Source organism: Hymenobacter sp. PAMC 26628 (assembly GCF_001562275.1).
In the GTDB taxonomy this organism is placed as follows: Bacteria; Bacteroidota; Bacteroidia; order Cytophagales; family Hymenobacteraceae; genus Hymenobacter.
In genome coordinates, this window is the sequence record NZ_CP014304.1 from 1071440 (window position 1) to 1083302 (window position 11863).

An 11863-nucleotide genomic window follows, 5' to 3' on the forward strand; every position below is an offset into this window, starting at 1 on the left:
AAAACCCAACACTTATGAGTCCCGAGCCCGCCGACCGTCAGGAATACAACATCACGGCGTACACCGAAAACCAGGTAGGCCTGCTCAACCGCATTGCCATTATTTTTTCGCGCCGCAAAATCAACATCGAGAGCCTCAACGTGTCGCCCTCTGAGATTGAGGGCATCCACCGCTTCAACATCGTAATTGTGGAAACGGAGGAAGTGGTGGAGAAGCTGGCCAAGCAGATTGAGAAGCAAGTGGAGGTGCTGAAGGTGTACTTCAACACCAACGCCGACGTGATTTGGCAGGAAATGGCCCTGTACAAAGTGCCCACCGACGTGATTGCTGAAAAAGTGCTCGTGGAGCGCTTGCTCCGCGAGAATGGGGCCCGCGCCGTGGTTATCCGCAAGGACTACACGGTGTTTGAAACCACTGGCCACCGCGAGGAAACCGACAACCTCATTAAGGCTTTGCAGCCGTATGGGCTGATTGAGTTTGTGCGCTCGGCGCGCATCGCCATCATCAAGGCCAGTGACGGTTTCCACCACAAGCTCCGGGAGTTTGAGCGCCGCGAGCCGAGCGAGGAAGTGGCGGAGAACGAGTTTTTGAACGACCGCGAACAGGTCTTCACGATGTAGAGATGTAGCGCGGGCTTTGCGAGCCCGCGCGTTTGAACGAAACCCATTTTTTAAACCCACGCGTGGACTCGCAGCGTCCACGCTACAACAACCCCCAACCTAATGGCTACCATCAATTTCGGCGGCGTACCCGAAACCGTAATCACCCGCGACGAATTTCCGCTCGCCAAGGCCCTCGATTTCCTGAAAGACGACACCATCGCCATCATCGGCTACGGCGTGCAGGGCCCCGGCCAAGCGCTGAACATGCGCGACAACGGCTTTCGCGTCATCGTGGGCCAGCGCGAAGGCACGCCGTCGTGGGACCGCGCCATCAAGGACGGCTGGGTGCCAGGCGAGTCGTTGTTTTCGATTGAGGAGGCCGCCGACAAGGGCACCATCATCTGCAACCTGCTTTCCGATGCGGGCCAGATTGCGCTGTGGCCTACCCTCCAGAAATACCTTGCGCCGGGCAAAACGCTGTATTTCTCGCATGGCTTTGGCATCACGTTTAATGAGCAGACCAACATCATCCCGGCCAAGGACATCGACGTGATTCTGGTGGCTCCTAAGGGCAGCGGCACCAGCCTGCGCCGCTTGTTTGTGGCCGGCGGCGGGCTGAACTCGTCGTTTGCCGTGTTCCAGGATGCCACCGGCAAGGCCTGGGAAAAAGCCATTGCGATGGGCATCGGCGTGGGCTCGGGCTACTTGTTCGAAACCGACTTTAAGAAGGAAGTGTACTCTGACCTCACCGGTGAGCGCGGCGTACTGATGGGGGCCCTGGCCGGTATCATCGAGGCCCAGTACCAGGTGCTGCGCCAGCGCGGCCATTCGCCCTCCGAAGCCTTCAACGAAACCGTGGAGGAGCTGACCCAGAGCCTTGTGCCGCTGGTGGGCGAAAACGGCATGGACTGGATGTTTGGCAACTGCTCGGTAACGGCTCAGCGTGGGGCCCTCGACTGGAAAGGCAAGTTCCGCGACGCCACCCTGCCCGTGCTCAACGACCTGTACGACAGCGTGGCCAGCGGCGAAGAAGCCCGCCGCACCATCGAGCGCGGCTCGACGCCTAACTACCGCGCCGAGCTGGAAGCCGAATTGAAAGAAGTACGCGAATCGGAATTGTGGCAGACCGGCGCGACCGTGCGCGAGCTGCGCTCGCGCACCTCTGAGAACGTGGAAGCGTAACCGCTTTTTATTACTTCGTTCAGCGTGACGGCCTTTTTAAGCTATTAATTGTTCCTGCCCCGATGCCCGACCTGCTGGCTCCGGCGGCCACTGCCGTCACCCTGGAAAACGTGGAGGCTGCCGCGCGCCGCCTCAAAGGTGTGATTACCAAGACGCCCCTGATGCTGAACCTTGGCCTCTCGCGTACCTACGACGCCACTATTTTGCTGAAGCGGGAGGATTTGCAGGTGGTGCGCTCCTATAAAATCCGGGGGGCTTACAATAAGATTGCGACACTGCCCACCACCGTGCCGGGGCGTGAGATTGTGTGCGCCAGCGCCGGCAACCACGCCCAGGGCGTAGCCTACGCTTGCCAGTTGCTGAACCTGGCGTGTGATATTTTCATGCCGGCCCAAACGCCCGCCCAGAAGGTAGACAAGGTGCGTCTCTTCGGCAAGGACATGGTGACGGTGCACCTTACTGGCCGCACGTTCGATGATTGCTACCACGCGGCGCAGGTGTTTTGCGACGCGCGCGGCAGCACGTTTGTGCATCCCTTTGATGACTTGGCCGTTGTGGAGGGCCAAGCCACGGTGGGCCTAGAAATTCTGAAATCGACTCATCACAAGCTAATTGACTTTTGTTTCATGCCCATCGGCGGCGGCGGGCTGGCCTCGGGCTTATCGAGCGTATTCCGGCAGCTTAGCCCGCACACCCGGCTCATCGGGGTGCAGCCGCTGGGGGCCCCCAGCATGCACGACGCCATTCGGGCCGGACGGCGGCAGGCGCTGGCCAGCCTCGACACCTTCGTGGACGGCGCGGCCGTGAAGTGCCCCGGCGAGCTGACGTTTGGAATTTGCCAGGCCCTGCTCGACGAGGTGCACCTCGTGCCCGAGGGCCAGGTGTGCGAAGACCTGCTGAAGATGTACAACGAGGAAGGCATGGTGCTGGAGCCCGCCGGTACGCTCGCCATCTCGGCCCTGCACGCCTACGCCGACCAGATTCGGGGCAAAACGGTGGTCTGCATTGTCAGCGGCTCCAACAACGACATCACCCGGATGGAGGACATCAAGGAGCGCGCCCAGCGCCACCAAGGCCTCAAGCACTACTTCATGGTGACCTTCAACCAGGTCCCCGGGGCCCTGCGCCGCTTCGTGAACAACGTGCTAGCCGAAGGCACCGACATCATCCAGTTTCAGTACATCAAGAAGAACAACAAAGAAAAAGGCCCCGTTTTCATCGGCGTCGAGGTCAGCAACCCGCGCGACGTAGAGGGCATCAAGGCGCGCATGGCCGACGAAGGCTTCGGCTTTGAGTACCTCAACGGCAAGCAGGATTTTCTAAGCTTGCTGGTGTAGTTTCTGCCAAATCAGTTTCAGCACAAGGGGCCCCGCTGCTGGCAACAGCGGGGCCCCTTGTGCAGAAAAAACAGGTAGAATTGCTTACGCCAGCTTGTCCTTGAACAGCTTCAGGGTGCGTTCCCAGGCCAGCTTGGCGGCCTCGGCGTTGTAGCGGGCGGGGGACGTGTCGTTGTTGAACGCGTGGTTCACGTTGGGGTACACGAACAGCTCGTAAGGCGTGTGGTTGGCCTTGAGCGCGGCTTCGTAGGCGGGGATGCCGGCGTCGATGCGCTCGTCGAGGCCGGCGTAGTGCAGCATCAGGGCAGCCTTGATTTGGGGCACGTCTTCGGCTTTGGGCTGCTGGCCGTAGTAGGCCACGGCGGCGTTTAGCTTCGGGTCGTGCACGGCCAGCTGGTTGCTCAGGCCCCCGCCCCAGCAGAAGCCCACGCAGCCGGTGCGCCCGTTGCTCTCGGGCCGGGCGCGGAGGTAGGCGAGGGCGGCCAGGTAGTTGTTCAGGTTTTTGGCGGCGTCGAGTTGGCCGATGAGCGTGCGGCCTTGGTCCTCGTCGGTGGGCGTGCCGCCCAGGGGCGACAGCGCATCGACGCCCAGGGCCAGGTAGCCGGCCTGGGCCACGCGGCGCGTCACGTCTTTGATGTGGGGCGTGAGGCCCCGGTTTTCGTGGATGACCACCACGGCCCCCAGCTTTTTCTTGCCTTTGGGGCGCGCCAGGTAGCCCTTCACGGGGCCCCCGTCGCCGGGCCAGGTCACGTCCTCCAGCACGAGGTCATCGGCCGATGTGCTGACGGTGGCGGCCTGGGCGTAGCCGGGTTCCAGCACGGCCAGGGCGGCCAGGGCCAGGGCAGTGCCGCCGGCCAGCTTGGCCAGCCGGTCCAGAAAGTCCTTGCGGGTAAGCGGGGCGTGCGTGTACTCGTCGAACAGGTTGATGATGCGCTGGTCCATGCGGCGGGGAAGAGAAGGAAAGGAAATGATGGGGTTACGGCAGGCGTTCCGCTGGGTAATGATACGGCTGAAACGAGTGGTGCCGAAACAGTTGCGCTGGGTTGTTGAGTTACTTAGCGTAATGAGCCGCATCCGCCGGGGCCCCCAGGGGTAGAAAATAGCGGGCCGGCGAATATAGTATTTATATAATATAGTATTTATATAATATAGTATTTATATAATTGAACCAGCGTAAATTGCCATTGGGGCCCCACCGGCGGTTTCCCTCACAGGGCATCGAGGCCGGCGCCCGCCAGTTGCTGCCGGATGCGCTGCCGGGCGGCGTCGGGCAGGCCGGGCAGCTGGGCCGGGGCGCCGGCGGCCCGGGCCTGGGCCAGTAGCACCAGCAGCACGGTTTGGTGGGCGTAGCGGTGGCAATAGGGGCAGTAGCGCAGGTGCAGCCACAGGCTGCGCCGGTCGCGCGGGGCCAGGGGCGCGTCGGCGCGCTGCTCGATGAGCAGGGTGGCGTGGCGGCAGGAGAGCAGGCGCAGCATGGCAGGTGGTAGCAATAGGGTTAGGCGCGGCGGCCCAGGCCGTGCTGCTCAAGGCAGCGGCGCAACTGGAGCTTGGCCCGGTGGATGATGACCCAGTAGTTGGCCGCCGACAGCGACAGCGCGCGGCAGATTTCTTCGGCCGGTAATTCTTCCACAAACCGCAGGGCGAACACGGCGCCGTGCCGGGCAGGCAGGCGCGCCTGGCAGCGGTGCAGGGCGGCTTGCAGCTCCGCCTGCTCCAGGGCCCCGTCGGCGGTTTGCCAGCTGGTGGGGGCCTGGGCGGCGCGCCAGTGGCCGTTGGCTTCCTCAAAAAAATCGGCTTCCGTAGGGCCCTCGGGCGCCAGCTCGGCAAGCGACACTTCGGGGCGGCGGGCTTGCCGGCGGTAATAATCAAGTATTTGCCGCTTCAAAATGGCAAACAGCCAGGTCCGCTCCGACGCCTCGCCCCGGAAATTGCCCAGCGCTTGCAGGGCCCGGAGCAGGGTGGCTTGCACCAGCTCTTCGGCGGCATCAGCCCCGGCTACGCGGGCCAGGGCATAGCGGTACAGCTCGTGGCCGTAGCGGGCCAGCCACTGCCGGGGCTCTGGGGCGGGGTGGGGCGGCTGGCCGGGGCCCTGGGGGCCCGGCGGCGCGGCAAGGGGCGCCGGCATCAGTGGCCCGAGTCCCAGTCGTAGCCCTGCTCGGCCCAGAAATCGGCCGGCCGCTCGTCCACAAACGCAATGGTGCCGATGCGTTTGAGGTGCTTGATGCCGTACTTGAGCGGCGTGACCAGGCGCAGCGGCGCGCCGTGGGCCCCCGTCAGGGGCTGGCCGTTCATCTCGTAGCAAAGCAGCGTTTGGGGGTGCACGGCGTTGGACAAATCCAGGCCCACGTAGTATTTCTCGTCGGGCGTGACGACGCTGACGTAGCGGGCTGCCCGGCCGCCTGCGGTGGCCAGCGGGTATTTTTCGAGGAAATCGGAGAACCGGGCCCCCACCCAGTTCACCTTGATGCTCCAGCCCTCGATGCACTTCAGCTCCGTCGTCATGTCCACGCGCGGCAGGGCTTTGATGTCGTCGATGGTGAATTCCTGCACGCGCGCCGGGGCCCCGGCCGGGGCGTAGGCCTGCACCCGCATGCGCCAGTCGGCGGTTACGAAGGACTGTTCCAGCCCAATGTTACCGTTTTGGCGGGTGGTGGCCATTGCCTTAGGAAACGTAGGCGCCAGCCGCGCTTCGCGGAAGTAGGCCTGCGAAAGGCGCCCGTTGGCGTCGAGCACCCGGCGGAAGGGCCACGGCGTGCCGTCGTCGGTGGGGCGCGTGAGCAGCCAGCGCCAGCCGCCGACGCCGGCCAGGGCCGCCAGGCCCCCTACAATGAAGGCGCGGCGCGAGCGGCCAGCTGCTTGCCGGGCTACGTCGGCTTCGAGCAGGCCGGCTGGTGACTCGGGCAGCGGCGGGGCGGAATAATCGGGACGGGTTTCCATTACAAAAACGAGCTAAGCGGGCAGGGTAGGAGTGGTGGAGCGGGCCGGGGCCCCGGCCACCGGCTCGCCGGCCGCTGGGTGCTGCGCGTCCACCATTTGGAAGCCGGCCACCATCGAGCGGAAGTTGTTCCAGCCGGCCCGCACCACTTGCGCGATGTGCACCACGAAGAACAGCACGTAGCCGACGGTGAGGATGAAGTGCTCGGCGCGGGCCCACTCGTAGCCGCCGAGCAGGCCCATGAGCCAGGCAAATTGCACCGGCTTGTAGATGGCCAGGCCCGTGAGCAGCGAGCCCGCGCCCATGAGCACCACGGCGGTGTAGGCAATTTTCTGGGCCCCGTTGTACTTCACCACCGGCGGCTCGCCCTTGCGCAGGCCCAGGTCGTGGAGCGTCACCAAAATAGCTTCCCTGAAGGAGTTACGGTCGGGCAGCAGGTGGCGCCACTCGCCCGAAACCAGCGTGTAGCCCACGTACAGCAGGCCGTTGATTACGAACAGCCACATCAAAGCAAAGTGCCAGTTCATGCCCTGGGCGAGCTTTTGGGGCATGCCCAAGGCCTTGTAAAAGCCGTCGGGGAAAAACTTAAACAGCGTGGTGGGGCCCCAGCCGATGCGGTACACGTCGTTGGCCCAGTAGATGAGCAGCCCGCTCCAGATCATGAGCGCGAGGATGGGGAAGTTCAGCCAGTGGAACCAGCGGATGGCCAGCGGGTGCTTTTCGACGAGGCGTTTCATGGGCGGCGAAAAAGGAGGCGAAGGAATGAACAGGAAAGATACCGGGGCCCCGGCAATCCCGGCGGCGGCTAGGCCAGCCAGCGGGCAGACGCCCGCAGGCCGTGGCCCTTACAGCTGAGAAGAATATTTTTTTTCGAACCGCGGTTGTAAGGCCGGGCCCCGGGCGGCGTCTGCCCGCCCAAAACCCAACCGTTCCCCTTTAAGCCCCGTTCGCCATGAAACGTTTCGTGCTCGTTGGATTGCCCATGCTGGCCGTGGCCGGGGCCCTCGCCGCTCACCGCCCGGCCCCGCTCATCCCGCCGGCCGCCGCCCGGGTGCCGGTAGTGGTCGAGCTGTTCACTTCGGAAGGCTGCTCGAGCTGCCCGGCCGCCGATGCGGCGCTGCGCGAGCTGGAGGTGGCCCAATCAGTGCCCGGAGCGGAGGTCATTGTCCTCGGCCAGCACGTCGATTATTGGAACCGCTTGGGCTGGAAAGACCCGTTTTCGGCGGCCCAGTTCACCGACCGCCAGCGGGCCTACGCAGCGGGCTTCGGCACCGGTTCCTACACGCCCCAGGCCGTGGTGAACGGCCAGGTGGAGCTGGTGGGCAGCAACCGGGCCGCGCTGGTGGCCGCCATTGCCAACGCTGCCCAGGGTCCCCGCACCGCCGTGCACCTCGCGCGCCAGGGCCCCGGGGCCCTAGCCGTGCAAGTAGCGGCCCTGACCGCTGGGGCCCCCACGGCCGACGTATTCCTGGTCATCACCGAAACCGGCTTGGCCACCCAGGTGGGCCGGGGCGAAAACGCCGGCCGCCTGCTGCGCCACGCCGCCGTGGTGCGGGCGCTGCGTTCCTTGGGGCCCGCCAGCGGCCGCGCCGCGTTCAACGCCCCGCTGGCCCTGCGGCCGGAGTGGAAAACGGAAAACCTGCACGCCGTGGTGCTGGTGCAAGAGCCCGCCACGCACCGCATTGTGGGCGCGGCCAGCCTGCCGCTGGGGGCTGCTAATTAAGGCTTCGGCTCGTTGCGGTACACTTTGCCTTCTTTCATCACGAATTGCACCGTTTCCAGGGCCCGCACGTCGGCGAGGGGGTTACCGGGCACGGCCACGATATCAGCTAGTTTGCCGGCGGTGAGCGAGCCGGTGCGGTCCTGCCACTGCAGCAGCTCGGCGGCCCGGATGGTGGCCGACTGAATGGCCTGCATGGGCGTGAGGCCGAACTTCACCATGTAGAAAAACTGCTTGCCGTTGCCGCCGTGCGGGTACACCGCGGCATCGGTGCCGAAGGCCACTTTCACACCGGCCCGCACCGCTTTTTGGAAGTTCTCGCGCTGCAACTTGCCCACGCTGCGCTCCTTTTCGATGATTTTCTCGGGGAAACCCTTCTTGGCGTATTCGCTCAGGATGTAATCGTCGTCGTAAATATCCGACACCAGCCAGGTACCGTTTTTCTTCATCAGCTGGATGCCCTCGTCGTCGAGCAGCGAGCCGTGCTCGATGCTGGTGACGCCGGCGCGCACGGCCAGCTTGATGCCCTCGGCCCCGTGGGCATGGGCGGCCACCTGGCGGCCCCAGCGGTGGGCCTCTTCCACGGCGGCCTTTAGCTCTTCGAACGAGTACAGGGCCGCGCCCGCGCTGCCTTCCTCCGAAAGCACGCCAGCCGTGGCCAGCACCTTAATCCAGTCGGCTCCGAACTTCACGTTGGTCCGCACGCGCTTGCGGATTTCCTCGGGCCCGTCGGCAATGCCCGTGAAATCGGGGTTCTCGCCAAATTTCAGGCCCGGCACGAAGCCGGTGGTGGGGTCGCCGTGGCCGCCGGTGGCGCTCAGGGCGAAGGTGGCCACCAGCATCCGGGGCCCCGGCAGGGTGCCGGCGTTGATGGCGTTGCGCAGGCTCACGTCGATGAGGCTGCTGCCGCCCAGGTCGCGCACCATCGTGAAGCCCGCCTGCAAAGTGCGCGCCGCGTACACCGGCGCCACCAACGCCCGGTCAATGGGCGACTTGCGGAACATGTCTTCGTAGTAGTTGTCGCCCGGCTCGCCGCTGAGGTGGGTGTGGCAGTCCATGAGGCCCGGCAGCACCGTGGCGTTGCTCAAGTCCACAACCGTGGCGCCGGCCGGAATGGCCAAATTGGGCCCCACGGCCGTGATTTTATCGCCACTGACCAGAATAATCTGGTTGGTGAGCAGCTTGCCGCCCACTACGTCCACCAGCCGCCCGGCCCGGATGGCCGTGACGGTGGGCGCGGTGGAGGCTGGCGCTGGGGCGGTGGGGGTTTGAGCGGCAGCGGCTCCAGTAAAAGCCAGGCCTAGGGCGAGTAGGAATTTTATCATTGATTGGAATTAATAAGGGAAGCCGTGGCGGCGGCCGACAGCGCGCGTAGGGCCCCCAGGGCCCGGTCGGCGTCGGCGCGGGCCACGAATAAATGGTCGTGGTAATAGGTCGCTACCACGTTGCAGCTGATGTTTTCCCGGGTCAGGGCCTCGGCCACGGCGGCCGTCAGCCCCACGGCGGCCAGCGACGAGTGCACCGTCAGGGTCAGCCAAGCGGCCACGTATTCGTAGGCAAAGCCATAAGCGTCAGCGTCGGCGCGGGGTAAAATGAGGGTGACGCCTTCCGCCTCCCGAAACCAACCCAGGGCCCCCGCCGGCACGGGCGCGCCGGCCCCCGCCACGCAAAACACGTAGTCGCCAGGGTGCAGCGCGGGCTGCATGGTGGCCAGCAAGCGCGCCAGGTCGGTTTCGCCGGGGGCCCGCATCAATCGTCCTCGCGGTTCACCGTGTCGGGGCTGAACGCCGGCACGCAAATCGACCAGTATTCGCACTCCTCGTCGAAGGGGTTGGCGTAGCGCACCCGGGCCCCGCCCTTGATGAGCAGCGCCTGCCCGGCGTGCAGTTCCACGGTGTCGCCGTCGATTTCGAACCGCTTGCGGCCGCGCACCACAATGGTGATTTCGTCGAACGTGGGCGTCTGGTGCGGCTCGCTCCAGTGGGGCGGGGCCACCATGTGGGCCAGGCTGTAGGCGGCCGTGCCGGTGCTTGCCTGGCCCACGTGCTCCTCGATGAGCTTGCCGTCGGTGGTGGGCACCACGAAGGGCGCGGGGTTGAGCACGTAGCGTTTTTCGGTGGGCATGGCGGGCGTTGGTAGGGAGGTTAGTTTTTTAATTTATCCAGCCATTCGAAGAGGCGGGAATGGTATTTCCAGATGAAAAAGTACGGCGTTTGAACGGCCCCGAACCGCACCCGCACCCGCGCGACGCCCGGCAGCATGCTGCCTTCAAAATCGAAGCAGTTGAGCCCCAGCACTTCGCTAGTGTAGCGGATGCACTCCCAGGCCAGCAAAATGCCCGCGCCGCTGGCCCGCAGCGCGGGGTCGTCGCCGGCCAGGTGGTAGTAGGCCGTGGTGGCGTCCCAAATCAGGTAGGCCACCGAGTGCACCCGGCCCTGGGCATCGACGGCGAAAAACAGCTGCCGGCCCCCCTGCGCCGCCAGGGCCCCGTCGAGCCTCCGGAACTGCGCCTCCGAGTACGGCACTGCCAGGCCTTGGCGCGCAAAGCTCAGCCGGTTCACCGCCCAGAAAGTAGCCAGGCTCAGGTCGTGCACCACGCGCACTTTGCGCCGCGCCTGCCGGATGTCGCGCCGGATGCCCTTGTGCAGCCCAGCCTCCACCCGCGCCAGGTCGCGCAGGGGCCCCAAGCGGTAGGTATAGGCCGTGGTTAGGCCGAAGCCCCGCCCGCGCAGCAGCTGCCCGTCGGCGAGCGTGGGGTAGCAGTTCTGCTTAAACGCGGCTAGCGGCGGCAACTGGGCCAGCAGCGCCGCCAGCGCGGCCGCTTCGCGGCGCGGGTCGGTGCGCAGCTCGGGCAGTACGTAGGGCCCCAGCCACTTCACAAAGGGCGGCACGGTGGCGTAGCGCCAGGGCCCCCGCCGCTTGTGGAAATAAGGCCAAGCGGCCACGATATAGCCGTTTTCGCGGGCCAGTACAACGTCCCAGGCGCCACCCGCGGCGCAGGCATCAAGGTACCACGGCTGGGCAAATACTGGCAGCTCGGGCGCGGTGCGGCAGAAGGCGCGGTAGTCGGCGTGGGCGGGCATGGAGCAGGGCAAGGGGGCGAAAATACGCGCCCCCGGGCGTGGAGCCATAAAATTTGGGGCCGTACCTCAACCCTCGCCGCGCCGTAGCGTATTAGGCTCAAAGATGCCCTGCTGCGGGCCCTGGCCCGCAGCTCTTTCACGATTCTTTCACTTTCTCTTACCCCTTCCCCATGTCGTACCAAGAAGAAGACAATAACGCCGGCAAAATTCTCCTCGCCGCCCTCGCCGGTGCTGGCGCTGGCATCATCGCCGGTATCCTGCTGGCCCCCGATAAAGGCTCGAACACCCTTGAAAACTGGAAAGGCGCTGCCACTAAGTACAGCGGCCAGTTGGGCGAGCAAGCCACCAAAATCAGCACGGACCTCGAAGCTAAATTCAAAGAGTATTCGGGCAAGCTCGAAGACCTGACCGGTGCCGGCAGCCTGCGCCTGCAAGGCAACTGGGACGACCTGAAAGGCAAACTGAAGCAGCAGTACGCCCAGCTCACCGACGAAGACCTGACCTATGCTGAAGGCAAAGGCGACGAACTCGTCGGCAAGCTGCAAGACAAGCTCGGCAAAGGCAAAGCCGAAATCACCAAGATGTTGAACGACTTGAAAGCCTAGTGCTCCCAAGTTAGTTACTTTAAAAAGCCCTGTGCCATTCGGCACGGGGCTTTTTCATAGCTGATTATTTAATTTTTACCGCCATGAACGACGACAAAGGCAAAGTAATTTTTTCGTTGCTGGCCGGCGCTACGGCTGGCATCGTAGCCGGCCTGCTGCTGGCCCCCGAAACCGGCGACGAGGCCCGCTCCCAGCTCCGCGAATCGGCCACGAAATGGGCCGACGACCTGAAAAAGCGCGCCCAGCGGGCCTTGGGCAAAACCCCTGCGGCCCCCGCGCCCGGCACCGACGACCAAGCCGCCGACGCCCTCCTGCGCTCGATGAGCGATGAGTCAGCCCAAGCCCTCGACTAATAAGGGCTTCCAGCCAATAATCAGGGCCCCGGCACGGGGTAGAAAT

The 11863-nt window shown here is 64.7% G+C and carries 15 protein-coding genes; 6 read left to right on the forward strand and 9 right to left on the reverse strand.

Annotated features, from left to right (window positions below; genetic code table 11):
- The first annotated feature begins 14 nt into the window (after positions 1-14).
- From ilvN to ilvA, 3 genes are all read left to right on the forward strand, one after another.
- On the forward strand, positions 15-620 hold the full coding sequence (gene ilvN, locus AXW84_RS05000) for an acetolactate synthase small subunit (RefSeq protein ID WP_068229536.1): 606 nt from the start codon (positions 15-17) through the stop codon (positions 618-620).
- A gap of 102 nt (positions 621-722) precedes the next feature.
- Complete coding sequence (ilvC, locus tag AXW84_RS05005; RefSeq protein ID WP_068229538.1) at positions 723-1784, forward strand: ketol-acid reductoisomerase; 1062 nt, start codon at positions 723-725, stop codon at positions 1782-1784.
- 62 nt (positions 1785-1846) lie between these two features.
- Positions 1847-3121, forward strand: a complete 1275-nt coding sequence (gene ilvA / locus AXW84_RS05010) for a threonine ammonia-lyase IlvA (RefSeq protein WP_068229541.1) — start codon at positions 1847-1849, stop codon at positions 3119-3121.
- 84 nt (positions 3122-3205) lie between these two features.
- Here ilvA and AXW84_RS05015 read toward each other — a convergent pair whose 3' ends face one another.
- The 5 genes from AXW84_RS05015 to AXW84_RS05035 all read right to left on the reverse strand — a co-directional run bounded on the left by AXW84_RS05015 (position 3206) and on the right by AXW84_RS05035 (position 6793).
- Entirely contained in the window at positions 3206-4063 is an 858-nt protein-coding gene (locus tag AXW84_RS05015) for a dienelactone hydrolase family protein (RefSeq protein ID WP_068229544.1), read from the reverse strand.
- Positions 4064-4329: 266 nt separating this feature from the next.
- On the reverse strand, positions 4330-4596 hold the full coding sequence (locus tag AXW84_RS25450) for a hypothetical protein (protein WP_068229548.1): 267 nt from the start codon (positions 4594-4596) through the stop codon (positions 4330-4332).
- 20 nt (positions 4597-4616) lie between these two features.
- Entirely contained in the window at positions 4617-5246 is a 630-nt protein-coding gene (locus AXW84_RS05025; RefSeq protein WP_068229552.1) for a sigma-70 family RNA polymerase sigma factor, read from the reverse strand.
- Positions 5246-6058 (reverse strand): molybdopterin-dependent oxidoreductase, encoded by an 813-nt coding sequence (locus AXW84_RS05030; protein ID WP_071891012.1) that lies wholly within the window; start codon positions 6056-6058, stop codon positions 5246-5248. The genes AXW84_RS05025 and AXW84_RS05030 overlap by 1 nt, the downstream gene beginning before the upstream one ends.
- Positions 6059-6070: 12 nt before the next feature.
- Complete coding sequence (locus AXW84_RS05035; protein WP_068229555.1) at positions 6071-6793, reverse strand: cytochrome b/b6 domain-containing protein; 723 nt, start codon at positions 6791-6793, stop codon at positions 6071-6073.
- A gap of 215 nt (positions 6794-7008) precedes the next feature.
- On the opposite strand from AXW84_RS05035, the gene AXW84_RS05040 reads away from it, so the two are divergent.
- Positions 7009-7779 carry a DUF1223 domain-containing protein gene (locus AXW84_RS05040; RefSeq protein WP_082773708.1) on the forward strand — a complete coding sequence of 257 codons (771 nt, stop codon included), beginning with the start codon at positions 7009-7011 and terminating at the stop codon, positions 7777-7779.
- On the opposite strand, the gene AXW84_RS05045 is transcribed toward AXW84_RS05040, so the two are convergent.
- The 4 genes from AXW84_RS05045 to AXW84_RS05060 are packed head-to-tail and all read right to left on the reverse strand — an operon-like array spanning position 7776 to position 10859.
- Positions 7776-9101, reverse strand: coding sequence for a Xaa-Pro dipeptidase (locus AXW84_RS05045; RefSeq protein WP_068229560.1), 1326 nt, complete (start codon positions 9099-9101; stop codon positions 7776-7778). The two genes, AXW84_RS05040 and AXW84_RS05045, sit on opposite strands and share 4 nt — an antisense overlap.
- Entirely contained in the window at positions 9098-9526 is a 429-nt protein-coding gene (locus tag AXW84_RS05050; protein WP_068229562.1) for an ACT domain-containing protein, read from the reverse strand. Before AXW84_RS05050 ends, AXW84_RS05045 begins: the two co-directional genes overlap by 4 nt.
- Positions 9526-9900, reverse strand: coding sequence for a cupin domain-containing protein (locus AXW84_RS05055; protein ID WP_068229564.1), 375 nt, complete (start codon positions 9898-9900; stop codon positions 9526-9528). The genes AXW84_RS05050 and AXW84_RS05055 overlap by 1 nt, the downstream gene beginning before the upstream one ends.
- A gap of 20 nt (positions 9901-9920) precedes the next feature.
- Positions 9921-10859 (reverse strand): GNAT family N-acetyltransferase, encoded by a 939-nt coding sequence (locus AXW84_RS05060; protein ID WP_068229566.1) that lies wholly within the window; start codon positions 10857-10859, stop codon positions 9921-9923.
- A 170-nt stretch (positions 10860-11029) separates the two neighbouring features.
- On the opposite strand from AXW84_RS05060, the gene AXW84_RS26375 reads away from it, so the two are divergent.
- Together AXW84_RS26375 and AXW84_RS05070 are read left to right on the forward strand one after the other, a co-directional pair.
- The gene (locus AXW84_RS26375; protein ID WP_071891015.1) at positions 11030-11464 is read left to right on the forward strand and encodes a CsbD family protein; all 435 of its coding nucleotides are present in this window, start codon (positions 11030-11032) and stop codon (positions 11462-11464) included.
- A gap of 83 nt (positions 11465-11547) precedes the next feature.
- On the forward strand, positions 11548-11817 hold the full coding sequence (locus AXW84_RS05070; protein WP_068229568.1) for a YtxH domain-containing protein: 270 nt from the start codon (positions 11548-11550) through the stop codon (positions 11815-11817).
- Positions 11818-11863: the final 46 nt, after the last annotated feature.

Excerpts from the sequence above, each read along its gene's own strand:
- ilvN (WP_068229536.1), top strand. The coding sequence starts at position 15 with ATGAGTCCCGAGCCCGCCGACCGTCAGGAATACAACATCACGGCGTAC.
- ilvC (WP_068229538.1), top strand. The coding sequence starts at position 723 with ATGGCTACCATCAATTTCGGCGGCGTACCCGAAACCGTAATCACCCGC.
- ilvA (WP_068229541.1), top strand. The coding sequence starts at position 1,847 with ATGCCCGACCTGCTGGCTCCGGCGGCCACTGCCGTCACCCTGGAAAAC.
- AXW84_RS05015 (WP_068229544.1), bottom strand. The coding sequence starts at position 4,063 with ATGGACCAGCGCATCATCAACCTGTTCGACGAGTACACGCACGCCCCG.
- AXW84_RS25450 (WP_068229548.1), bottom strand. The coding sequence starts at position 4,596 with ATGCTGCGCCTGCTCTCCTGCCGCCACGCCACCCTGCTCATCGAGCAG.
- AXW84_RS05025 (WP_068229552.1), bottom strand. The coding sequence starts at position 5,246 with ATGCCGGCGCCCCTTGCCGCGCCGCCGGGCCCCCAGGGCCCCGGCCAG.
- AXW84_RS05030 (WP_071891012.1), bottom strand. The coding sequence starts at position 6,058 with ATGGAAACCCGTCCCGATTATTCCGCCCCGCCGCTGCCCGAGTCACCA.
- AXW84_RS05035 (WP_068229555.1), bottom strand. The coding sequence starts at position 6,793 with ATGAAACGCCTCGTCGAAAAGCACCCGCTGGCCATCCGCTGGTTCCAC.
- AXW84_RS05040 (WP_082773708.1), top strand. The coding sequence starts at position 7,009 with ATGAAACGTTTCGTGCTCGTTGGATTGCCCATGCTGGCCGTGGCCGGG.
- AXW84_RS05045 (WP_068229560.1), bottom strand. The coding sequence starts at position 9,101 with ATGATAAAATTCCTACTCGCCCTAGGCCTGGCTTTTACTGGAGCCGCT.
- AXW84_RS05050 (WP_068229562.1), bottom strand. The coding sequence starts at position 9,526 with ATGCGGGCCCCCGGCGAAACCGACCTGGCGCGCTTGCTGGCCACCATG.
- AXW84_RS05055 (WP_068229564.1), bottom strand. The coding sequence starts at position 9,900 with ATGCCCACCGAAAAACGCTACGTGCTCAACCCCGCGCCCTTCGTGGTG.
- AXW84_RS05060 (WP_068229566.1), bottom strand. The coding sequence starts at position 10,859 with ATGCCCGCCCACGCCGACTACCGCGCCTTCTGCCGCACCGCGCCCGAG.
- AXW84_RS26375 (WP_071891015.1), top strand. The coding sequence starts at position 11,030 with ATGTCGTACCAAGAAGAAGACAATAACGCCGGCAAAATTCTCCTCGCC.
- AXW84_RS05070 (WP_068229568.1), top strand. The coding sequence starts at position 11,548 with ATGAACGACGACAAAGGCAAAGTAATTTTTTCGTTGCTGGCCGGCGCT.